21 protein-coding genes are annotated in these 21233 nt (G+C 46.0%); 1 reads left to right on the plus strand and 20 read right to left on the minus strand.

The features are described from left to right. Nucleotides 1–15: 15 nt before the first annotated feature. The 20 genes from AB5H98_RS04475 to deoC all read right to left on the minus strand — a co-directional run bounded on the left by AB5H98_RS04475 (nt 16) and on the right by deoC (nt 20192). Complete coding sequence (locus AB5H98_RS04475) at nt 16–831, minus strand: alpha/beta fold hydrolase (protein WP_367924722.1); 816 nt, start codon at nt 829–831, stop codon at nt 16–18. Nucleotides 832–864: 33 nt separating this feature from the next. After that, nucleotides 865–1257, minus strand: coding sequence for a hypothetical protein (locus AB5H98_RS04480; protein WP_367924723.1), 393 nt, complete (start codon nt 1255–1257; stop codon nt 865–867). Nucleotides 1258–1303: 46 nt separating this feature from the next. Next, a complete protein-coding gene (locus tag AB5H98_RS04485; protein ID WP_367924724.1) occupies nt 1304–2113 on the minus strand; it encodes an alpha/beta fold hydrolase in 810 nt (269 codons plus the stop codon). 33 nt (nt 2114–2146) lie between these two features. Further along, on the minus strand, nt 2147–3331 hold the full coding sequence (locus AB5H98_RS04490) for a CaiB/BaiF CoA transferase family protein (RefSeq protein WP_367924725.1): 1185 nt from the start codon (nt 3329–3331) through the stop codon (nt 2147–2149). Between the two features lie 12 nt (nt 3332–3343). Beyond that, nucleotides 3344–4543, minus strand: coding sequence for an acetyl-CoA acetyltransferase (locus tag AB5H98_RS04495; RefSeq protein ID WP_367924726.1), 1200 nt, complete (start codon nt 4541–4543; stop codon nt 3344–3346). Between the two features lies 1 nt (nt 4544). After that, nucleotides 4545–5981: a hydroxymethylglutaryl-CoA synthase family protein gene (locus tag AB5H98_RS04500; protein WP_367924727.1), complete on the minus strand. Its 1437-nt coding sequence runs from the start codon at nt 5979–5981 to the stop codon at nt 4545–4547. 203 nt (nt 5982–6184) lie between these two features. Then, on the minus strand, nt 6185–7471 hold the full coding sequence (locus AB5H98_RS04505) for an SLC13 family permease (protein ID WP_367924728.1): 1287 nt from the start codon (nt 7469–7471) through the stop codon (nt 6185–6187). Nucleotides 7472–7711: 240 nt separating this feature from the next. Continuing rightward, nucleotides 7712–9307, minus strand: a complete 1596-nt coding sequence (locus AB5H98_RS04510; RefSeq protein ID WP_367924729.1) for a PucR family transcriptional regulator — start codon at nt 9305–9307, stop codon at nt 7712–7714. A gap of 34 nt (nt 9308–9341) precedes the next feature. Then, the gene (locus AB5H98_RS04515) at nt 9342–10547 is read right to left on the minus strand and encodes a CaiB/BaiF CoA transferase family protein (protein ID WP_367924730.1); all 1206 of its coding nucleotides are present in this window, start codon (nt 10545–10547) and stop codon (nt 9342–9344) included. A 71-nt stretch (nt 10548–10618) separates the two neighbouring features. After that, the gene (locus AB5H98_RS04520) at nt 10619–11257 is read right to left on the minus strand and encodes a DUF1847 domain-containing protein (protein ID WP_367924731.1); all 639 of its coding nucleotides are present in this window, start codon (nt 11255–11257) and stop codon (nt 10619–10621) included. Between the two features lie 127 nt (nt 11258–11384). Next, nucleotides 11385–12623 (minus strand): MFS transporter, encoded by a 1239-nt coding sequence (locus AB5H98_RS04525; protein ID WP_367924732.1) that lies wholly within the window; start codon nt 12621–12623, stop codon nt 11385–11387. A gap of 204 nt (nt 12624–12827) precedes the next feature. Continuing rightward, nucleotides 12828–13385: a CD3072 family TudS-related putative desulfidase gene (locus AB5H98_RS04530; RefSeq protein ID WP_367924733.1), complete on the minus strand. Its 558-nt coding sequence runs from the start codon at nt 13383–13385 to the stop codon at nt 12828–12830. A gap of 19 nt (nt 13386–13404) precedes the next feature. Next, complete coding sequence (locus AB5H98_RS04535) at nt 13405–14667, minus strand: MFS transporter (RefSeq protein ID WP_367924734.1); 1263 nt, start codon at nt 14665–14667, stop codon at nt 13405–13407. A 76-nt stretch (nt 14668–14743) separates the two neighbouring features. After that, nucleotides 14744–15553 (minus strand): energy-coupling factor transporter transmembrane protein EcfT, encoded by an 810-nt coding sequence (locus AB5H98_RS04540; protein WP_367924735.1) that lies wholly within the window; start codon nt 15551–15553, stop codon nt 14744–14746. Between the two features lie 47 nt (nt 15554–15600). Then, nucleotides 15601–16227 (minus strand): ECF transporter S component, encoded by a 627-nt coding sequence (locus AB5H98_RS04545; RefSeq protein ID WP_367924736.1) that lies wholly within the window; start codon nt 16225–16227, stop codon nt 15601–15603. Nucleotides 16228–16282: 55 nt separating this feature from the next. Beyond that, the gene (locus AB5H98_RS04550) at nt 16283–17101 is read right to left on the minus strand and encodes an energy-coupling factor ABC transporter ATP-binding protein (protein ID WP_367924737.1); all 819 of its coding nucleotides are present in this window, start codon (nt 17099–17101) and stop codon (nt 16283–16285) included. Nucleotides 17102–17103: 2 nt separating this feature from the next. After that, a complete protein-coding gene (locus tag AB5H98_RS04555; protein ID WP_367924738.1) occupies nt 17104–17961 on the minus strand; it encodes an energy-coupling factor ABC transporter ATP-binding protein in 858 nt (285 codons plus the stop codon). A gap of 104 nt (nt 17962–18065) precedes the next feature. Continuing rightward, the gene (locus tag AB5H98_RS04560; protein WP_367924739.1) at nt 18066–18728 is read right to left on the minus strand and encodes a nucleoside phosphorylase; all 663 of its coding nucleotides are present in this window, start codon (nt 18726–18728) and stop codon (nt 18066–18068) included. 23 nt (nt 18729–18751) lie between these two features. Next, nucleotides 18752–19483, minus strand: a complete 732-nt coding sequence (locus AB5H98_RS04565) for a nucleoside phosphorylase (protein WP_367924740.1) — start codon at nt 19481–19483, stop codon at nt 18752–18754. A 46-nt stretch (nt 19484–19529) separates the two neighbouring features. After that, a complete protein-coding gene (deoC, locus tag AB5H98_RS04570) occupies nt 19530–20192 on the minus strand; it encodes a deoxyribose-phosphate aldolase (protein ID WP_367924741.1) in 663 nt (220 codons plus the stop codon). Between the two features lie 253 nt (nt 20193–20445). Between deoC and AB5H98_RS04575 the strand changes: the two genes are divergently transcribed. Then, entirely contained in the window at nt 20446–21225 is a 780-nt protein-coding gene (locus AB5H98_RS04575; protein ID WP_367924742.1) for a DeoR/GlpR family DNA-binding transcription regulator, read from the plus strand. Nucleotides 21226–21233 lie beyond the last annotated feature (8 nt).

A 21233-nucleotide genomic window follows, 5' to 3' on the forward strand; every position in this document is an offset into this window, starting at 1 on the left:
ACACCAATTTTGGCATCAGGTATCCTGCAGGAAGTTATCGATCAATTCGCAAACCACTTCCGGAGCTTCCACAATGATGAAGTGGCCATAGCCGGGAACTTTTTCAAATACAACTTTCTTGGCATTGGTCATGCCTTCCATTGCTGTGTGATAGTAATGTTCTGGCACGTTCCAGTCATCCTCACCGCGAATGAGCAGGCACGGGCAGGTAATCTGTCCCAATTCAGCCGTTACATCGTAGTTATTGTAGATAGACAGGTCGGCCTTTTTCGCGCGGCCACACTCTTGGCAAACACCCCACATAATGAAGTCGTGTGCCTCAGGCGGGCATTTTTTGCCGCACAGGCTTTCGGAGAAGTCCCAGTGAGAGTGCTGGCAGCTTACATAAGGATTATCCAGCAGATCTACCGTCGTGCCATATGCAGTACCCATGGCCTTGATCTTGGGAGAGCCCTGCATGGAAACCATCGCTTTCACCGGATAAGTCTCTGCAATGTGATAAACCATGTTGCCACCCACAGAGCAACCAATGATGATGGGATCTTCAATGTTCATTACCTGAATGAAATCCCAAACAAATTTTCCGTACTCTTTATAATCGCCGATTCCTACATTTCCCGGAAGAGGCCAAGTTTTTCCGTGTGCGGGCATATCAAAAGCTACCATATTGTATTTGTCCGCAAAAATCTCCATCATTCCATGATATTGACGGCTCTCACGTCCTGCTGTATGCAGACACACAATGGTTCCTTTGGGATTATGAGGACCATTGTTGGTTTCGTAATAAGTTTTAATGCCATTTACCATGACATATCCGCCTGTAATCGCCATGTTCTTTTCTCCTTTCCTATTCCGGATTTACCATCAATCGCAAATTGCTTTTGCAGCCAGACGCATTACCTGTGCAATAACAGCGTTGTTCTGCCGGTTCGCCAGAGCACTTCCCAGATTTTCAAAGCACAGAGGATTGTGCTTGATGGATGTGGCCAGTTGGAAATTGCGATGTTTGAAGAAATCTTCCCACTGCTCTGCGCTTCCACTGATGCCAACATAATATCCATTGGCAGGCTTGCCCATGTAAACGTCAATCATCTTGCCCTTATAAAAGAACATGTTGTAAGGAACTTTGTCGAAAATGAACGTCATATCGCCTGTGAAAAAGCGGCCGTCCCAATAGTTCAAAAAGTTTTCCGCCTCAGGGCCGTTGATCATTTCCTGCAGCTTTTTGAATTTCTCCAGTCTCTCCATATCGGTCATAGTAGGAACCTCCTGTTTTTAATATTTTCGGATGTGTTGATTCACATCATGCTTCCACTTTTTTCAAAAACTCCAGAATGGTATCACATACCAATTGAGGAGCCTCTTGCGGATTGTAATGTGCAATGCCTGGCAAAACGGTATATTGAACATGTTTCGCATTGGTCAAACGATTAAGCATCGGCTGGAAGGCCTCATCCCGAATCGTCCAGTCCTCACCGCCGCGTAAAACCAATACCGGACAAGTTACCTTATCCATATCCGCACGCACGTCAAAACCGTTGTATACTCCGCCGTAATCTGCTCTTTTGACCCGTCCGATTTCCGTCATGACACCCCATAGAATGAACTCGCGGTCCTCTGGAGCAGTGGCACTTCCGATCAGACTGTCGGTAAAGTCTATGTGCGAATGTTGCACACTGGCGTAAGGATGATCCAAGTTATCAGAAACCGATTTATCCACATGTGGCGAGTAATCGGTTCCCGCCATCGTTACAATGGCACGAACCGGAATCCTCTGAGCAAGATAAAACACTACGTTTCCGCCCAATGCGCATCCCACACACAGCGGATTTTCAATTTCGAGAACACGAAGTGCATCAATGATAAAGTCGCAATACTCGTGATACTCCGATAAGCATTTATTTCCCGGTAACGGCATGGATTTTCCATGCCCCGGCATATCAAAGCACACCACTTCCATCGTGTTCTCCAGGCACTCCATCATGGCATGATATTGTCTTGTCTCACGCCCTGCGGAACCAAAACAAACCATCACACCATTTTCCTTGGGACCATTGTTTGTCTCCACAAACGTTTTAATCCCGTTGACCTGAACATATCGTGAGGTAATCATGCAAAACCTCCTCTTTCCTATGGGGATCCGGCATCAAATGATGCCGGCCTCCGCCATTTCTTGAATCTTCTCTTCTGTATACCCCAGTACGCTGGAATAGATTTCCTTGTTGTGTTCTCCCAAGCGAGGCGCCGGGCACCGAATTTCGGGCATGGTCTCCGACATCTTTACCGCCGAATTGGTAAACCGCATCTTGCCTACTTCCGGATCGTCGATTTCCGGGAACATGTTGCGTGCTCCGCCAATCTGTTCATTGGCCACTACCTGATCCAGGCTCAGAATCGGCGCACAAGCAAATCCCTTGGGCAAAAGCGTATCAATAATTTCATTGGTGGTAAGGGTGGTGGTCCATGCCTCCACGATTTTGTCAAGCTCTGCACGATTTTGAACACGCAAAGCGTTGGTTGCAAATCGAGGATCCTCCACCAGTTCCGGATGGCCCATGGTGTTGCAGAGAATTGCCCAGAATTTTGGAGCGCTTCCGTTGATCACCATATAACCATCTTTCGTATGATATCCACCGCCTGGAGCTGAGGAAGTATAGCAGTTACCATTCTTGGTAGGTACCTTTCCCGTGGATAGATATACCTGCATCATGCTGGCCTCTGCCACTACACAGCCATCCGTCAGCGAAATATCGATTTTTTGGCCCTTGCCTGTGCGATCACGATAACGAAGAGCTGCCAACACACCAATGACCAGATTCAGGCCGCCCATTACATCGCCAAAGGATGCACCGCAGCGCACTGGATCCGAATCAGGCCAACCGGTAATGCTCATTACACCGCTCCACGCCTGCGACATCGTATCGTAACCAGCACGGTTTTTATAAGGACCGGTGGCTCCAAATCCGGAAATACTTCCATAAATCAAACGGGGATTGACCTCTTTCAGAACGTCGTATCCCAGGCCCAATTTTTCCATCGTGCCCGGACGGAAGTTCTCGATCAAAACATCCACGTTTTTCACAAGTTCCAGCAAAACGTCTTTGCCTTTTTTCAAATCCAGCGTAATTCCCTTTTTGCTGCGGTTGAAGTTTTTGTAATAGCAGCTCACTCCATTTTTCATAGGAGCAAAGTTGCGGCTATCATCGCCTTTGACCGGTTGTTCCAGTTTGATTACCTCGGCTCCCATATCGCCGAGCAGAGCACCGGCAGACGGAGTTGCAAGCACGCGCCCCATGTCAAGAACGCGAATTCCCTCCAATGCTGATTCCATATTGTTTCTCCTTTATCCCAACTCATTGCCCAAAATCATACATGCCGCGATTTGAGGTGGTCCACCAAAGGTCTGAGAAAGGCCTCTGTGAACGTTTTTCAGTTGACGTTCGGGATTATCGACTTTTCCCTGCAACTGTTTATAAATCTCGTATGTCATGCGGATACCGCTGGCACCTACCGGATGTCCAAAGCATTTCAGGCCGCCGTCCACGTTGATGGGCAGACCGCCGGTACGCTCAAAGAATCCGCTCTCAATGTCCTCTTTTGCACCGCCGCGAGGACTAAATCCAAAGTCCTCATAAATACACATCTCCGTAATGGAGAAGCAATCGTGTACTTCCGCAAGGTCGATCTCCTCACGAGGATTTTTGATTCCCGCCATGTCATAGGCCATCTGTGCACATTTACGCAAGGCCTCAAAACTCGTCCAATCAAAATCACGAGGCCGATAGTGAGGTGTAATCATATCTGTAGCACATCCAAATCCCTTGATGTAAATAGGATCCGGGCGGAATTTCTTGGCCAGAGATGCTCGCGTGATAATGGCAGCGGCACCACCATCAGAAGTTCCGCAGCAGTCATACAGGCCCAGAGGAGAAGCAATCAAAGGCGCTTTCATGACCTGCTCCAATGTCAGCACATTGTGGAAATGAGCACGGGGCGTCAAGGAACCGTTGTAATGATTCTTCACATCAATTTTGGCCAGCAGCCGCTTTCCTTCGTCATAAGTCAATCCATATTTTTTGAAGTAGGCTTCTGCGATCAATGCAAAGGAACCGGGCGCATCACGCCGGGTCTCACGCACTGGGTTCAGACCGCGTCCGACGCCCAAACCGCCGGCGCCTTTATCCTTCAATTTTTCCGCACCGATTGCCATGGCAATGTCGCACATGCCGCTTTCCACAGCAAGGCAGGCATTGATCAATGCGATGTGGCCGGCTGTACACCAGTTTTCATTGCGGGTCACGGGAATGCCATGAAGTTTCAGCGCATCCGTCACCGGTGTACCGGAACAGTTATTGGGTGCGTTGGTGTTGGCAAAGTAGCACACCTGCACATCTTTCGGCTCGATGCCGGCATCTTCGAATGCTTCAAAGGCCGCATCAATAATCAGGTCATCCAATCCGGTGTCCCAACGTTCACCAAATTTTGTACAGCCCATGCCGATGATTGCCAAATCGTCTTTGAATCCGTTTGCAAAATAAGCCATATTATACCCCTTCCCTTCTCAGCGGACGCAATTTCCAGAAGTAGTTGGGGAAGTTCCCCAACTCATGCATGCGCCGGAACGTAAATTCAACATCCATACCAACCTTCACGTTTTCGCGTTCGAAATCGGTCATGATTGTGTAAATACGCGCGCCGTTCGGATCTTCGGCAACTGCCTGGATCAGAAGGGGATCGTCGCTACGTCCTGCATATTGGTCCACAGAGAATGTATAAAGTTTGCAGATGTGCTCTGCCGCTGCAAATTCCTCATATTCATCCTTTGCGCCGCAATTGTCGCAGACACGGTTAATGGGGAACAATGCAGCTCCGCACTTCTTACACACGCTTCCGTGGAGCCGTAGATTGATGCGCTGTTCGCGCCAAGTCTGTGCTGTTGAAGCGGGAAGCTTAAATGCGCCGCCCGGTTCAGCCGAGGCAATCCCTCTCCAAGACAAAAATCTTGCATAGGAATCCAGCTCTTTTCGATTGGCCAGATACGTCTCAATTTGGTGTACACCGCCCAAACGAGAAATTTCCTCTGTAACTGTGAAAACAGCCGCGGTAGCGCCGTTTCCGTAATCTACCAACAGGATTTTATCTCCTGCCTGAGCATACTCCAGCGCATGTACGAGCCCCAAAAGTGCCTGTGCAGCACCAGTATCTCCCACGTTCAACAGCAGCGTATCCACCATCTGTTCAGGGGTAAATCCGTGTTTTGCAGTGGCTTTTCCCAATAGTTTTGCGTTCTGTGCCACCAATACAACTTTCTGGAAGTCCTGTGCAGAAAGTCCTGTCTCACGGAAAGTCTTTTTCAGCACCAAACCAACTTCACGCAAATAGCCTTCCTGATCGCAGAAACGGCCTTCTGCGTGACGCGTATATTTTTCTTGTTCATTGCGCCAATAATCGTTGATTTCCTCATTCACAGAAGTGATGTAATCAATCTGCGCAATCACACCGTCTCCGCTTCCGACTACCACCGCGGCAGCGCCGTCGCCAAATCCGCTCTCCTGAGCCGATTTCGGGAATCCATTGCGCGTATCCGCAGCCGTTACCAAAACATTGCGGCCCTCTGTGCTGCCGGCAGCGTCCAAAGCCGCCCTCAACGCGTTGGTGCCGGCGCGGGTGCTGGTACCGAAATCAGCCGTAAAGACCGTGTCATCGTCCAAATCGCAAGCTACAGAAATCAGTGCGCTATGTAACTTCTCTGCATAAACGCCCGTGGTAGACGCAAAGTAAAGCGCATCAATATCCTGACGTTTCATAAACCGGAAACAGCCCATTGCTGCTTCAACCGCCATGGTCACGCTGTCCTCATCCACATCTGCAATGCTCTTCTCGCCTTTTCCGGGCTTTGAGCCCCACGCCTTGCTCAAACTGGCCCTTGACAAATAGTGATAGGGCAGATAGGCGCCGATCGACTTGATCCCACACTTCAAAACAAACCACTCCTTTAATGTGATTAATGAAAAACCGAATTTTATCGGATATGTTTATTTGTACAATTAGGCATCGCTTTTTCGACGTTTTTTTGTTGTTTTAAACATATCACAAACGCCATTTGCATTTCTTCCCACTCTGAATCAAAAATCAGAGTCGATTTTCCAATGTTTACAGGATAATTTGATTTTCCAAAAAAATTTTAGAAACCAAAGATGAAACGCGCCGAGCAAATCGCTACAATCACCACGTAGGCCACAATATTGAACGGTCCTCCGATTTTTTGGTAATCACGGAAGCTGTATCCTTCCGCCAAAGTCATTGCGTAAGAAGCAACGCCAAGCGGAGTAGCGTAACCGCACATTACACAGCAGGTAATTGTATAAATCAACAAAGTCGGATCGATGCCCATTTGCTGTGCCAAAGGAATAAAGATGGGAACCAGCAACGAAATGGTCGCTGTATGAGACAACAGGTTGGACATAATAACGCACATAAGACCGACAACCGCGACCACCAGCACGATATTCGCATCCTGACCCATGGCCTTGACCAAAACATTGGCAATGTATTCTGCTGCACCACTTGCATTCAGACCGCTGGCCACTCCCAGTGTTGCGCCAACAATGATCAATGCATTCCAACCCATTTTGCTGTAGGCTGTCTTTGCGGAAATACAACCTGTCACGATACACAGCAGGCCCGCCAAAGAAGCCACGACGCCCACTGTCCAAATTCCGGACAAGAAGGCAATGACCATTGCAATCAGAATTGCAAAGCAAACATACATTTTCGGATTGGCCTTGGTTTCCGTCTCCTCTTCTTGCTTCATATCCGCCATATAATCAGGAACCGCTGGCATATAAGCCGTTGCCTTACACAAAGGTTTATAGGCAATGACAGAGAACCAAAGAGCCAACAAAATCAACAGCGGGAACCCTGCATATCCCAATTCAAAAAAGGAAAAGGAACGAACTCCGGATTCCACCAAAAGACCTTGCGCCACCAATTGCGGTGTAGAACCGACCAATGTACAAGCGCCACCGACCATGGTGGAAATACCAACCGGCATCACAATGTGAGAGGCTCTGATTTTTCCATTGGACGAGGCTGCCACAGAACGAATCAACGGCAAAAACATTGCCATGACCGACGAGTTACTGGTGAAGGCTGACAACAGTCCACCCGCCAGGATCAGCACAAAAATCATGCGCCGCTCATCGTATCCCACCGCTTTGATAATTTTTTTACCGATGAACTGCGCCGCACCCGTTTGAAACATCGCCTCGCCCACAATCATGGTTCCAGCAATCATAAAAACAATGTCGTTGCTGAATCCTGAAAATACCGTAGACGAATCGATGATACCCGTTACAAAAAATGCTAAACATCCGAGCATTGCCGTAACAGAAAGCGGAAAAACCTCCGAAACAAACCCCACAATCATCAAAAGGATGATTGCAAAGGAAATTACAATTTGTGGCGTCATAGCAAACCCTCCCATGCATTTCTGTTCTCCTGCATTTCCTCCTTCAAACCGCAGGGCACCTTTCAAATTGCATCTGTATTCTAACATTCTCCTTTTATAGGAAACATCCGATTTCACATTCAAAAAAAGGGCCAAATATTACTGCTTTTCTACAAAATTTTTCTTCTGCACTCATTTCTACATATAAAAAAACAGGCAGGAATTTTTGGATCCTGCCCGTTCTTTACAGAAAATCTAATTTCATTGTTCCTGCGAAACTTTGTACAAAAGGTAAGCCATATATAGCGACATTCTTCCTTTGATATCAAAATAATTATAGCCGGTCAACGCCTGAATCTTCTGAAGTCGATAGCGAAGAGTACTGATATGAATATAGAGTTTTGCAGAAACATTCTCCAGGGTACTGTGAAAAAAGCAACATTCCAGTGTTGGCCACAATTCACTTTTATACTTGCGGTCATACTCTAAAATCGGATTGATAATGCGCTTAAAAAAGGTGTCTCCCGCATTGGTGTGCAGGCCGTACGAAATAAGCCCCATTTCAAAGTAATCATCGTACAAATACACACGGCTTTCGGGATGCACCATGCGTCCATACTGCAACGCATGCTTCGCCTGCTGATAACACTCCGGCATCTCACGAAAATCAGTGACCGGGATGCTACATCCAATATCCAATCGCTGGTGCGTTGCCTTTTCAATGGCCGTACTGCAGTACTCCATGATTTTACTCATAGTCGCGGCCTTTTTTTCGTTTTTATAGGACAAAAGCGCAATATAACGACTTCCTCGAACAAAAACGATGGTAGATTCAAACCTTTGTTGGAACAGGTTTTGAATTACATCCAAAGTACGAGATGAATTCCGGTCGGAAAAATCGTTATCCCGCTCCTTAATCACCACCAGCACATGATGTTCCTGCGGCTCAAAATTCAGAAGTGCCAAACGATCAATGATTGCATTCTCATCTTTATGCTCTGAAAACAGAACATCGTCCAAGATAGATGCAACCATTTCACGTTCTGTTTGCACTTTGAGATTGTGCTCCAAAAATTTGACACTGAGTGCATTTACAATTGCCTCTGCAAGGGGTAAAACCAGCTCTGTACGGTTATCCTCCACAACGATACACAACACTCCTAAAAATTCCTGCTGTGCACGGCAAGGAAAGATGATGATATTTCCGCACTGCATATAATTCTGTCTAGCCGCTTCTTCTTGCTGCGCAAAAAAGCGGTCCATGGCAGCGCGCACTGCGTTTACATCCAAATCTACTGTAAGCGAGCTGGCCTCTGCAATTCTCGTTCCCATAGCATCCATGCAGCACCCATAACACTCTACTTTATCACAAAGCAGCTTAATCAATTGTTTCCAAGAGCAATGATGCAAAATCGCATCAAACAACTCTCGGTTCATGATATTGATTTGATCAATAATGACCCGCTGTGTATCAGAGATCAAAGCCAGCGAACTGCTCAATATCTCACGAAAAAGCACGTTCTGACTAAAGGTAATCAGAGGGACGTTGTACTCCTGCACAATTTCAATGGTCGATGGATCGATCTCATTGATAAAGCGTCCCAATTTGATGCCGATTGCCGCTACATTCGCCTCACACAGTCCGCGAATGATTCGATTGATCTCTTCTAGACTGTCATGATGCGCCGACAAAGTCGTCAGTATGAACACATGAGCCGCCAAGCTATCGAAATGAAAATCCGGCGCTTCCATTACCGTGAAATATTGCACCTCATTTTTCAATCCTTCTGGCGCTACAACTCGCGCATTTTCACGATAGATATTCAATTTCAACAAATCAGCGACCGTTGTGCCCACGAAATGCTCCTTTCTCGTTTTGTGTCAAAACACGTTAAATTTCTCCGTTCTCTTTCATGGAAGCAATCTCTTCCGACGTATAGCCCAACTCCTCAAGGATCTCAAAATTGTGTTGCCCCAGCGTCGGTGCACAACTGCGCACATACGGATTGGTTTTCGTCATTTTAATGCCTTGATTGGTAATTGTTACTTTTCCCAATTGTGGATGTTCCACATCCACATACATTGCCCGCTCATCTCTAAAATGCGGATTGTTTGCGACTTGTGCAACATTTAAAATAGGCGCTGCTGGCAGACCCACTTCCAAAAGCTTTTCCAAAATCTCATCGCTGGAATACTGCATCGTCTCTTTCTCAATCAAATCGTCCAGTTCCAGACGATTTTTCACACGCGCATCTACCGTGATAAACTTCTCATCTTCGATCCACTCTTCGTGCCCCAGCACACGAGCCAGTTTGGGCCACTCTCGTGCCTGACCGGCTGAAATGCTGATAACGCCATCTTTTGTATGGTACGTATTGCCCGGAGCCGTTGCCTCGAAGGTATTTCCGCGGGCATCGGGAATTTTTCCGGTTGTAAAATAAATCTGATTCATGCTGGACAGCGCAACAATGCAGGAATCTACGAGTGCCACATCAATGTACTGACCTTGGCCAGTTTGATCCCGATACCGAAGTGCGGCCAAAATTGCGCAGCAAGCATTTTGCCCAGCCAAAACATCTGCAATGGAAGCACCACAACGAACATGTTCTCCGCCGGTAGAACCTGTGACACTCATCATACCGCTGATTGCCTGGGCAATCGGATCAAAACACGCCCGATTTGCATATTCACCTCTTTGCCCAAATCCAGAAATTGCCGCATAGATAATGCGAGGATTGAGCTTCTCTACCTCTTCATAAGGGAACCCCAGCCGCTCCATTACGCCCGGACGAAAGTTTTCAACCAAAACGTCTGCCTGCTGAATGAGCTTGCGTAAAACTTCTTTTCCTTTTTCAGTTTTAAGATTGAGCGTAATCCCTCGCTTACTACGATTAAAAGTGATGAAATACGTACTTACTCCATCCTGCTTGGGCAAACTGTTCCGCGCAATATCTCCCTTACCCGGAACCTCTACTTTGATTACATCTGCTCCCATATCCGCCAACATTGCGGTACAGTAAGGGGCAGCCACCATTTGACCCATGTCGATTACTTTTAGCCCTTTCAAAGCAGAGCCTTTTTTCAATTCGCTGTACATGAATTCTCACTCACATTTCTGGTATTAATATTAACACATTTTTTTCGATAACTCATTAAAATGTAGTATTTTTATTCACTTTTTTCAGGAAGATGTATTTTATTTGACAAATACCCGGACGCACAGTACAAAGCACCCACAGGATTATGTGCGAGCACGCGATCTTTGACCACCACCGTGGTTGTAAGCGTATGACTGTATTTGTAAAATAGCGAATCATGACCTACACACAATCCCAACACAATGTTGAACTGAGTCTGCTGCTTTTCCAAAAGCATCGCTTGCGCAATGGGGTTGCACATAGCCTCAAAACGCTCTGGATGAAGCGTATGCTCTTCGGGAATTCCAACCTTCTGTTTGGGAATCCCTCCTGTTTTGCACATTACCGAGACCACTTCAAAGCCGTTTTTACGTAAAATGGTATCCAGCGTTTTTGCTTCGCTGTGAAGTCCACCGCAGAACGCCAAGCCCAACTTGGTGTAGTTCATACGTCGACATAACTCCATGGTTTCGCGAACTCTTGGCCATACACCATAGCCAAGTGCTTCCAGCTCAGAACTTGTGACATAAAACGAATGATTTTCTGGTTTTTCGTACTCTACATAAGCTCGCTGCATCAATTCTTGTTCATGCATCGGACAAGTTTTTGGCCAATGTTCTTTTTCACCTTTCTTGCATGCACGAACACCACACTGCGCGCACATGTACATATGTCTTCATTCCTTTCTTCGCGTCACATCGAATGTTATAGTTCTATCAATATCGTATCATTTTTCTTTTCCCTTGACATTCTGTAAAACTTGCAAGCAAAAAAGAGATTTTCCTATTTTCCTACAATTATTTTGTAGTTTGGATTGTATTTTGCCTCATTTTTTGAATCAAATGTGCACTTGCAAACGCCATGAAAAGCGCTGCAAAAGCCGCCGGCAGTGTGGCGATGAAAAATGGAAGATAACTTCCGCTTACTGTGCGCACCACACCGATTGCAGAAGTGGCCCCGATATTTACAGGCAGACACGTAAGCGCGCTGACACCGTTGTTTTGACGATAATACTTTTTTCCAAATACTGACACAATGTAATTTGCTCCCAATGTTGCACCTCCGCCATAGCACAGCGCAATCATTAAAAGCGCAAACACCGTGATCCACAACTCCTTTTGCTCAAACCCAAATACAAGCAAAGCAGTCGAAATCACCGCTAGGAAAGCAATCACCTGCATTGTTCGAAGTCTTCCAATCCGATCACAGCTAACACCCCACAACAATCTTGCTACACCGTTACATACCACAAACAACGATACGGCCGCTAGCTGCAGCAAATCTCCGCCATTCATATCCACTACAATTTCTGCCAGTTGACCCGAACAGGCTTGTCCCAGTCCAATGATGATCAGTTTCCATAATGCAAAGGACCAAAAACATGGTTGAGACAGCATTTGCCGACTGTTCATCTCCAACCCAGCCGACTGACTTGATGTGGAAAGATTTGAATTTTCCACACCATCCGCTGGTAACAGATAGCGGCGAAAAAACAGACCTGTTACAAGGAAAAGCAATGCAATCACTCGGAAAGATAAGCGCCATCCAAGTGTTTGTGCCAACCAGGCCATAACCGGCGTAGTTGTTACGCCAGATAATCCCATTCCGAGCAAGAGTAATCCACTGGCAAGACCAGAGCGATCCGAGAACCAATGCACAATGTTGCTAAGCCACTCGTTGTATACAAGTCCAATTCCAAAACCTACCAGGGGACCATAGGTGAGATACAAAAGGGCCGGATTTTCCACCGGAACCCACGAAGTCAGTGCATATCCTGCCACCGTTAAAAATGTTCCTATCAAAGAACAACTTCGAGGCGACAACTTTTTTCCAAGGATACCGTCCATAAGAATCCCGACAGTGAATACAGCCATACAAATTGTATAGGCGAGTGTCACGCGTGAATGGTCTAACGCCAATTCCTCACGAATTTCCGTCGCAAATTTGGACCAAGAATACATGAGTCCCAAGCACATGAAATTTAATACGCCCGCTACAAGAATCACGTTGCGATTTTTTACTGTATACTGTTTCAATGCGCGCCACCAACCCTTTTTGGACCTTATTTTATAATTTTCCAAACTAAAGTATAGCAAATTACCCTCTTGGAACCATTCATCGGCCACAGCAAATATCGTTCGTTTTTTCCTGCAAACACACAAATTTTTTCTTTTTTGCAGTTCTTTTCTAAATAAAAAAAGCAGGCATTTCCAACTTGTGGAAATGCCTGCTTTTTATTTTCAGTCGAGCAGCGCCATACATTTTTCCGGCTCTGGTGCAAATAATGAAACAACCTTCACTCGATCATCCAAATTTTCTTCCTTTAACATTTTACAAAGTTCATCCATGAACACGCCTTTTCTTTTGGCCAGCGTCACGCTTTGCAATGTTTTATCCAGATCTTTTCTTGAACCGAAACTGCCATACCAATTTCCATGGGAAGTATAATCCACACCACAACTTGGGCTTCCATCGATTCCCACAATTCCCAGTATTTGAAAGCGATCCGGATGTGCCAAATATTCATGCATCTGCTGCAAATAGGGAGCCAGTAAATTTCGACAATGTGCACGGAAAAACGGATTGTCAAACTGGTCACTCACATGGCCCCATCGATTGGCACCATACAGTGTAAACTCTGGACAGGGAAACTGAATAATTTGTACTCCCTGCTCCAAGGCTTTTTTAAGGAAACGACGACGCAGGGCCTCTTCCGCCGCAATTTCGTCCTCGTTGTACAATACCACTTTTGCTGCGGTATTCAACAAGCAATGAGATGTGAAAATAATCTTTTGCATTGTACACTCCTTTCTAATTTTACGGTCGATCTTTTAAACGAAAAGACAGCAGTGCACACACAGCATAAACAGTCAGTGCCAAAAGGAAAAGCGCCGTATAAGAAAACCAACTTGCCAGAGCTGCGCCGCAAAAAGAAGTAATAACATACATCGGCGCACACAAAAGTCCTACAGTCGCCATGTAAACAGGTGTCCGGACGTTTTTGGAATAAGACACACAGGCAATGCTGCTGGACATCATAATACCATTCACTGCCACAGAAAGCAGTCCATACATGATATAGGAAATTCGATAATCCGATGCAAAAGCTGCTAAAAAGGCCGCAGCCGCACCACAGATGCAAGAACATCGAAGAACCATAATAGCCCCAAAACGGTCGGCCAAACGTCCCAATACAAGTGAGCCCACCATTTTTGAAATCAAGTAAATCGTGGACATGATCCCCACAAATCCTGCAGGCGTATTCTCCAGAGAACTCGCGGTAATGATATAGTAAGGGATCGCAAACTCGGCGGCACCCACCAAAATCTTTATAATTGTATAATTCCGAAACCCCTTGTTTTCTTTCAAAATTTGTGCACCGATTGGAAAGATATCCCGTAACCGGATTTTCTCGCAAACACGGTCATCTGTGACTTCTTTGACTCCAACACTTACCACAACGGTGGCAATTAACGCGGCAATCAATCCGAGCAAAAACACATACCGCAGACTGTACGGGAACGAGTATTTAGCCATGCACTGGGTGAGAACCAAAGATGCTATCACACCACTGCACGAACCTATCATATTGTATGCGCCATAAAAAGTTCCAACATTCCGATGGATGGAGGTACCAACCATCTGTGCAAACAGGGGATTTGACATTCCGGAACTTGTGGCATAAAGCGCAAGTGAAATAAAAAAGGTAACCAGCGCCAGTTGCACGTTTCCGCTCACTAAGTAGGTGGACAGATAAATCAGGAAAAAGCCTACTCTTTGCAAAAAGCATATGGCAACGCTGATCCACTTTGGACTTTTTGCATTCACGCCAATGACACACGAAAACACCGTTGCACTGTAAGAAATACCATAATACAATGCAGAAATCAATGCGATGTAAACCGATTTATCCGACAAAGACGCCACATAAACCGGCAAAACATTCTCCGGTGAGAATAATGTGAGCGAAAATGCAAAGAAAAATGATTCTCCCATCAACGTGAGAAAATTGCGCTTGTAAAAGGATTCCTTTTTTAGGTAAATGCGCTGAGCATCCTGCAGCGGTGGCGTATTGGACATTTTTGTTTACTCCTCTTTAAATTAAAAAGGGGCATGCAGGGCGGTCGCCCACACATGCCCCCGCGTCATCTGTGACTCAAATGATATTGGTCAGGAATGCAGGAATAATTTGCATTGCCGACAGCACTTTGTAAACAATGGCAAACACACCCATAAAGATGCCCAACCATTTACAGACGGGATCCCATTTATAGGGTACAAGTTCCCGGTAAATGGACTTTTTACAATTGGAATTAAATCCTTTTGTGTCCATTGCAACTGCCTGATCCTGTACCTTAATGATTGAGTTTGCTACCACCGGAACAATAATCGGGACAAACGCCTTGAATCTCTGAATCAGATTTCCCTCCGTATTCAAACCACGGGCACGCTGCGCATCACGAATTTGTTCCATATCCTTACGCAAAAGAGTGATTACTTGGAACGAATCTACAAAAGTAAACACAAAATTGTAAGGAATTCCGGCTTTGCACATGGTAACGCCCAAATCCGTCATATCGATGCTCAAAAAGATCAAGAACAACGAGCACATGAGCGGAATAGCGCGCATGAAATAACGAGAGGCATAGGCAAATCCCTTTGCATAATAGTTAATGCCAAAAATATCAAAGAGTACCGGATCCGTTGCAGGATCAATCACCGGAGCCATTGCCCCATGGATACCATACATGGAAACACCCATAATGAACATCGTTACAAGAATCAACTTGAACAGTCCAGTATGTTTTTCCCGAATGATCATGATTACGCTGATAATGATGATGGCAATCGAAAAATACAGATTTTTCAAAAGAATATTCGCCAAAATCAATCCCAGCGAAAACCACAGTTTCGGCGCCGGTGTGAGCTTTGTCAAAAAAGTAGGGAAGTTACGTTCTTGCAGCATGTCAGTTTCCTTCCATCAAAAATCTCTTGCCCCGGCACAGGAGCGAATCACTTTGCGTTTGAAGTCTGCGCTGTGCTCTTACTTCCGGACAGAGAACGCATATTCTCGGGCAATTTGCGCAGAATGATCCAGGCGATGAAGCAGGCGATGCCTTTGTCAATGAGGTTGACAGGAATACGTGCTAAGAATGCGGCGCCCATCAAATCGTTGCCCAAGGCCTGCAAACCAGCAATCATCAGGTTGGTACCGGTGTTTCCATCGACGCCGCCATAAACGACCATCGCAATAGGCGAACCGACGATAGCATTCCACAATGCGACCAAAACGGTGGCGATGACCACATGAGGAATTGTATTGTATTTCCTATAACGAGCCATAAAACCAACAATTAAGCCAGAGCCAATGTTACAAATAGCAAACAAGGATGCCAGAATGTTTCCGTTGATCAAAGAGCTGATTACATTGAACAGAGCACCAGAGAGAGCGCCCACCCACGGGCCCATGATTGCCGCTACAATCACAGTTCCGATGGAGTCCAGATAAATCGGTAATCCAAGACTTGTTGCAATCTGTCCGCCTACGTAGTTGATGGCCACGCCCAGAGGGATCATAATTGCGATATAAGTACCGCGCAGTCTACCTTTCGACGAATCCACTGAATTCATATTAGCCATTGTTATTCCTCCTTTTATTATTACATCCTCACACCGGATGCAAAATCCAACAAAATCAACGTTTGTATTTGCGTACAAAATCCTCTACGGAAAGCGCCGCACTGGACGCATTCTTTCCGCTGATGGCCAAATCGAGCTGCATAATCTGCGGCGGCTCGACTTGCGCTCGTTTGAGTTGCTCCGCATCCAAAAAGACTTTATCCGGTGGAGCATCGTCCAGAATTTGTCCTTGCGCCATCATAATCACACGGCTGGAATTCTCTGCTACATAATCCATATCGTGCGAAATAATGACAACTGTATGTCCGTTGTCGTGCATCATTCGGATGATTTTTGTGAGCATTCTTCTTCCCACTTCATCCAAACCACCAGTAGGTTCATCCAAAACCAAAACTTCCGGACTGAACATCAATACCGATGCAATGGTAATAATTTTCTTGGTGGTGTAGTCCATGGTCATGGGGTGTTTATCCAACAAATGCTCCAAATTCATCAGCGAACAAACACGCTCCAGACTCTTTTGCGTCTGCTCTTCGGTAAAGCCAAAGTTTCTGGGAGCAACCATCAATTCCTCTCGTACCGTAGTGCAGAAAATCTGATGATTGGGGTTTTGGAACACATAGCCGCACCGGTGGGACATCTGCGCCACCGACTGGCCGGTAGTATCCTCTCCCATCAAATACACTTTGCCGGATGTAGGACGAAGCAGGCCATTAAAATGTCGTACCAAAGTCGTTTTTCCGCTTCCATTTTGCCCTACAATGGACACCACATCGCCCACATAAATTTCCAAATCCACGCCCTTCAGGGCCATAACATTGCCACGGGGATAGGTGTGAACCAATTTTTCCGTGCGAATTGCCACTTGAGCCATTTTTATGCACCTCCCCGCGCCAACGGTTGGAATACCGGTATGGCCTCTTCCAATGTAATCGGCACTTTTTCTCCGATGACAAGTTGCTTTTTCAACTCGATGGCCGCATCTGTCACCTGAGGTACCCGCACGAAATGTTCATTCAACAATTGTTTGTTTCCAAACACCACATGGGGATCGTCGTAGGCCACCAACTCTCCTTCGTGCAAAACCAAGACTTTATCTACCGTATCCGCAATCTTTTCAATGTTGTGATCCACCATGATTACCGTTTTTCCCAAATCGTGCAATTGACCCACCAAACGGAAAATTTCATTCCTGCCAATGGGGTCCAACTGAGAAGTAGATTCATCCAAGATGATCACTCTGGGCTGGAGGGCTAGAATGCTTGCAACTGCAAGCCTTTGTTGTTGTCCACCGGAAAGATGATAAGGCGACCGATTCAGCATACTAGTCAATCCACAAGCATCTGCCGCAAATTTTACTCTCTCCCGCATTAGTGTACGGTCATAGCCGAAATTGCACATTGCAAAAGCAATTTCATCTTCCACGGTCTGCTGCGTGAACTGACTTTCCGCATCTTGGAAAACAATTCCGATTACATCCGTGGTGCCATTTCCACGCGTCTCATTTAAGCTTTTACCATCGATGACAATTTCTCCGCTCCAATCACCGCCGGATACAAAAGGCAGAATTCCCACAATGGATTTGCAAAGTGTGGACTTTCCCGCACGGTTGCACCCTACTACGCCTACGAAATCCCCTTCGTTGATGGTAACCGTAATATTTTTAAGTACCAGCTCTTCTGTAGACGCATAGCGGTAGCTGTAATCTTTTAATTCAATGATTGGTTTCCTCATGATTTCCCCCTAATCATTCCGCACGGAATTTGCTTTGTCTTGCTCAATCAGCAAACGCACCGCATCACAGGCGATTTGAATGGTCTCGTTCATATCTCCCCAGTTCATGATGGCGCTGGCCCGTTTCCACGAATACTTGAAATTACAAACAAAGCCGCACATTCCATCTCAGAACACATCACATTTCCGCGCTGCCAAGCTTTCCAGCGTTCCTTCAAACGCTCACCGACTGGCGAAGAATCCGGATCGACCTCACCATAAAAGGAATCTTTCGACTGAGAAATTCCCTCTGCAAAGTGTTTTCCGTGTGCCCTGGCCGCCTGCGACAAGGCTTCTACCACATGGCGGTCAGCCACAGCCGGATATTCGATTGGGATGTAATGTGTCGTTGTTCCTTCGTCCCGAACTGCGCCTGTAACGATGACGCCATCGTACATTTTGTCGTCCGCCGGATCCCGTACGGGACCGGCGGTTCCGATTCTGATAAAGGTATCCGCGCCTGCCTTGATGAGCTCTTCAACTGCGATGGCCGTAGACGGACATCCCATTCCGGTAGATGTGACAGAAACCTTTTCTCCGCACAGCAAACCCGTCCAGGTCCTATGCTCACGGTTATGTGCAATCAACTTTGCGTCATCCAAAAAACCTGCGATCAAATCCGTTCTAAACGGATCGCCAGGAAGGAACACATAACGCCCTACCTCGCCTCGTGCCACTTGAATATGGTACTGTTTCGCATCTGGCGACGCATGTTTATTAAAGGCCATCGCTGATTTCCTCCCTTTCGGATTTATTTCTTTTCTTGATCCTGATGAATAAGAATCTTGAGAGCATCACGCGCTACTTCGACGGTTTTTTTCATATCGTTGAACGACATGATGGAGGCCGCACGACAACCGCGAATGGAAGAAATTACAAACAAAGCCGCTGCTTCCATCTCAGAAGTCATTACATTTCCGCGCCGCCATGCTTCCCAACGCTCTTTCAAACGTGCCTCAGCCGGCATATTCTCTGGTTCATGCTGTCCATAGAATGAATCCTTCGACTGCGTGATTCCCTCGGCGTAATTGTATCCCAGGTTCTTGGCTGCAACAGACAGTGCATCAACTACATGACGGTCCGCCACGGCGGGATACTCAATAGGAATGTAATGGATGGTGGTTCCTTCATCACGCACAGCGGCCGTATTGATTACTCCGTCCAGCGTCTCATCAAAAGCCGCATCACATACACGTCCTGCTGTTCCCACACGAATAAAGGTATCTGCGCCGCATTTGATCAATTCTTCCAATGCGATTGCAGCCGACGGGCATCCCATACCAGTGGACGTAACCGCTACAGGCACACCATCCAAAGTACCAACCCATGTTTTGTGTTCACGATTGTGAGCTATCAGTTTGGGATTATCAAAATAGGTTGCAATCAGATCCGTACGGAACGGATCGCCCGGCAGCAATACATACCGACCAATATCTCCTTTTTTAAGACGAATATGATACATCAGTCCATTTTCCAGTTCCATGGTAAAATCCCCAACCTTTCTTTTGTTATTTCATGGATGTTGCATTTCATTTCTCAGCAGATTCCTCTGCGCATAGTACCTTCACCGCAGCACTGCACCCAATACGGTCGCATCCCGCACGACAAAAGGCTTCCATCGCTTCTCTCGTACGAATACCGCCTGCAGCTTTGATTTTTACATCCTTTCCGATATGCTCTCGGAACAATTGGATGTCTTCAAGCTGTGCTCCGGCTGTCCCAAATCCTGTAGAAGTTTTAATATAATCCGCTTTGGCCTGCGTCACGCAATCACAAAGTTGAATCTTTTCCTCCTGCGTCAGATAACATGTTTCTATAATCACTTTTAATACATGCTCGCCTGCCGCTTTTCTGACAGCCTTGATTTCCTCTGTTACTGCGTCGAAGTCACCGTTTTTGACATCCCCTAAGTTGACCACCATGTCGATTTCATCCGCACCCTGTTCCAAAGCATCTTTTGTCTCAAAAACTTTGCTGGCCATGGTGTTGTATCCAAGCGGGAACCCGATAACCGTACACAGATTTAAATTTGGGAAAGCTGCACGCGCCCGTTTTAAATAAGCAGGTGGAATGCAGACCGAAGCTGTTTTATGTTGAATCGCTTCTTCACACAAGGTCTGAATGTCCTGCCAGGTAGCCGTAGGCTTTAAACAAGTGTGGTCTACCTTTGTCAAGATTTCCCCCTTTTCCACAAAAAAAGCACCGCCTTTCAAAATTTTCTGTTTGCTTTGTCACAATTATACCGGTTACGGTTATCTCGCGCAATACAAAATGATAAAATTCTAACACTGTCACAATATTTTGGAATTTCATTTTGTTATATCGACCGATATTTTAACATTTTTAACACTAAATGTTATTTTTTTAAAAAATAACAAGATTTTATGGAAAATTAATAAATATAATGTTATTATTAATAACAGGATATAAGCGGGAGGAACAGAAATGGGAAAAAGAGAGATGCGGATGAACCGATTGGTTGAGGTCATCAATTCACGAGGGTACATTCCCATCAAAGAAATAGCAAAAATGCTGCATGTTTCTGAAATGACAGTACGCCGCGATCTTGCATCCGTCGAAAAAAGCGGTCTCATAAAAAATGTAAACGGAGTACTGATTTCGAATCCTGGTGCCTGTGCACAAATTCAGGAACGAGAATATGATCTTTTGAATGAGACACAAGTCCAGAATGAAGTAAAATCTCTGATTGGACGCTTTGCCGCTTCCATGATAGAACCTCATGACTGCGTTATTCTGGATACAGGAACCACCACCGAACAAATCGCACGTCACATTCCTTCTGACTTGGAATTTGAAGCGCTTTGCTTCACGCGAAATACATTGGAGCTTCTTTGCCATAATCCGAACGTAAACATTGCTTTAGCGGGAGGATATTACTATCCGCGCACACAATTATTCGCCAGCGAAGAAGGGGTTAATTTCATCCGAAGCATTCGCGCCAACAAATTGTTTATTTCCGCGGCTGGTGTTCATGAAGATCTTGGCATCAGTTGCGCAAATAATTACGAAGTTCCCATCAAACGCGCCATTCTGCAATCTGCCAAACAACACATTCTGGTGGCGGATTCCAGCAAATTTGGTGTCGTTCGCTCGGCCTATTTTTGTGATTTGACAGACATTGACATTGTAATTACGGACAGTGGTCTGGCACCGGAGTGGAAAAGCATTCTGCTGGAACGGGGAGTGACTTTATACCAAGTGTGAAAAATCTC

This window comes from uncultured Ruthenibacterium sp. (assembly GCF_963558415.1).
Taxonomy (GTDB): Bacteria; Bacillota; Clostridia; order Oscillospirales; family Ruminococcaceae; genus Ruthenibacterium.

Bases quoted from the DNA above. Each gene is read 5' to 3' on its own strand.
- AB5H98_RS04480 (WP_367924723.1), bottom strand. From the start codon at position 1,257: ATGACCGATATGGAGAGACTGGAGAAATTCAAAAAGCTGCAGGAAATG.
- AB5H98_RS04560 (WP_367924739.1), bottom strand. From the start codon at position 18,728: ATGGCCTTTAATAAACATGCGTCGCCAGATGCGAAACAGTACCATATT.
- AB5H98_RS04565 (WP_367924740.1), bottom strand. From the start codon at position 19,483: ATGGAACTGGAAAATGGACTGATGTATCATATTCGTCTTAAAAAAGGA.
- AB5H98_RS04520 (WP_367924731.1), bottom strand. From the start codon at position 11,257: ATGTACATGTGCGCGCAGTGTGGTGTTCGTGCATGCAAGAAAGGTGAA.
- AB5H98_RS04505 (WP_367924728.1), bottom strand. From the start codon at position 7,471: ATGACGCCACAAATTGTAATTTCCTTTGCAATCATCCTTTTGATGATT.
- AB5H98_RS04535 (WP_367924734.1), bottom strand. From the start codon at position 14,667: ATGTCCAATACGCCACCGCTGCAGGATGCTCAGCGCATTTACCTAAAA.
- AB5H98_RS04575 (WP_367924742.1), top strand. From the start codon at position 20,446: ATGGGAAAAAGAGAGATGCGGATGAACCGATTGGTTGAGGTCATCAAT.
- AB5H98_RS04490 (WP_367924725.1), bottom strand. From the start codon at position 3,331: ATGGAATCAGCATTGGAGGGAATTCGCGTTCTTGACATGGGGCGCGTG.
- AB5H98_RS04515 (WP_367924730.1), bottom strand. From the start codon at position 10,547: ATGTACAGCGAATTGAAAAAAGGCTCTGCTTTGAAAGGGCTAAAAGTA.
- AB5H98_RS04475 (WP_367924722.1), bottom strand. From the start codon at position 831: ATGGCGATTACAGGCGGATATGTCATGGTAAATGGCATTAAAACTTAT.
- AB5H98_RS04555 (WP_367924738.1), bottom strand. From the start codon at position 17,961: ATGAGGAAACCAATCATTGAATTAAAAGATTACAGCTACCGCTATGCG.
- AB5H98_RS04545 (WP_367924736.1), bottom strand. From the start codon at position 16,227: ATGGCTAATATGAATTCAGTGGATTCGTCGAAAGGTAGACTGCGCGGT.
- AB5H98_RS04495 (WP_367924726.1), bottom strand. From the start codon at position 4,543: ATGGCTTATTTTGCAAACGGATTCAAAGACGATTTGGCAATCATCGGC.
- AB5H98_RS04550 (WP_367924737.1), bottom strand. From the start codon at position 17,101: ATGGCTCAAGTGGCAATTCGCACGGAAAAATTGGTTCACACCTATCCC.
- AB5H98_RS04485 (WP_367924724.1), bottom strand. From the start codon at position 2,113: ATGATTACCTCACGATATGTTCAGGTCAACGGGATTAAAACGTTTGTG.
- AB5H98_RS04540 (WP_367924735.1), bottom strand. From the start codon at position 15,553: ATGCTGCAAGAACGTAACTTCCCTACTTTTTTGACAAAGCTCACACCG.
- AB5H98_RS04530 (WP_367924733.1), bottom strand. From the start codon at position 13,385: ATGCAAAAGATTATTTTCACATCTCATTGCTTGTTGAATACCGCAGCA.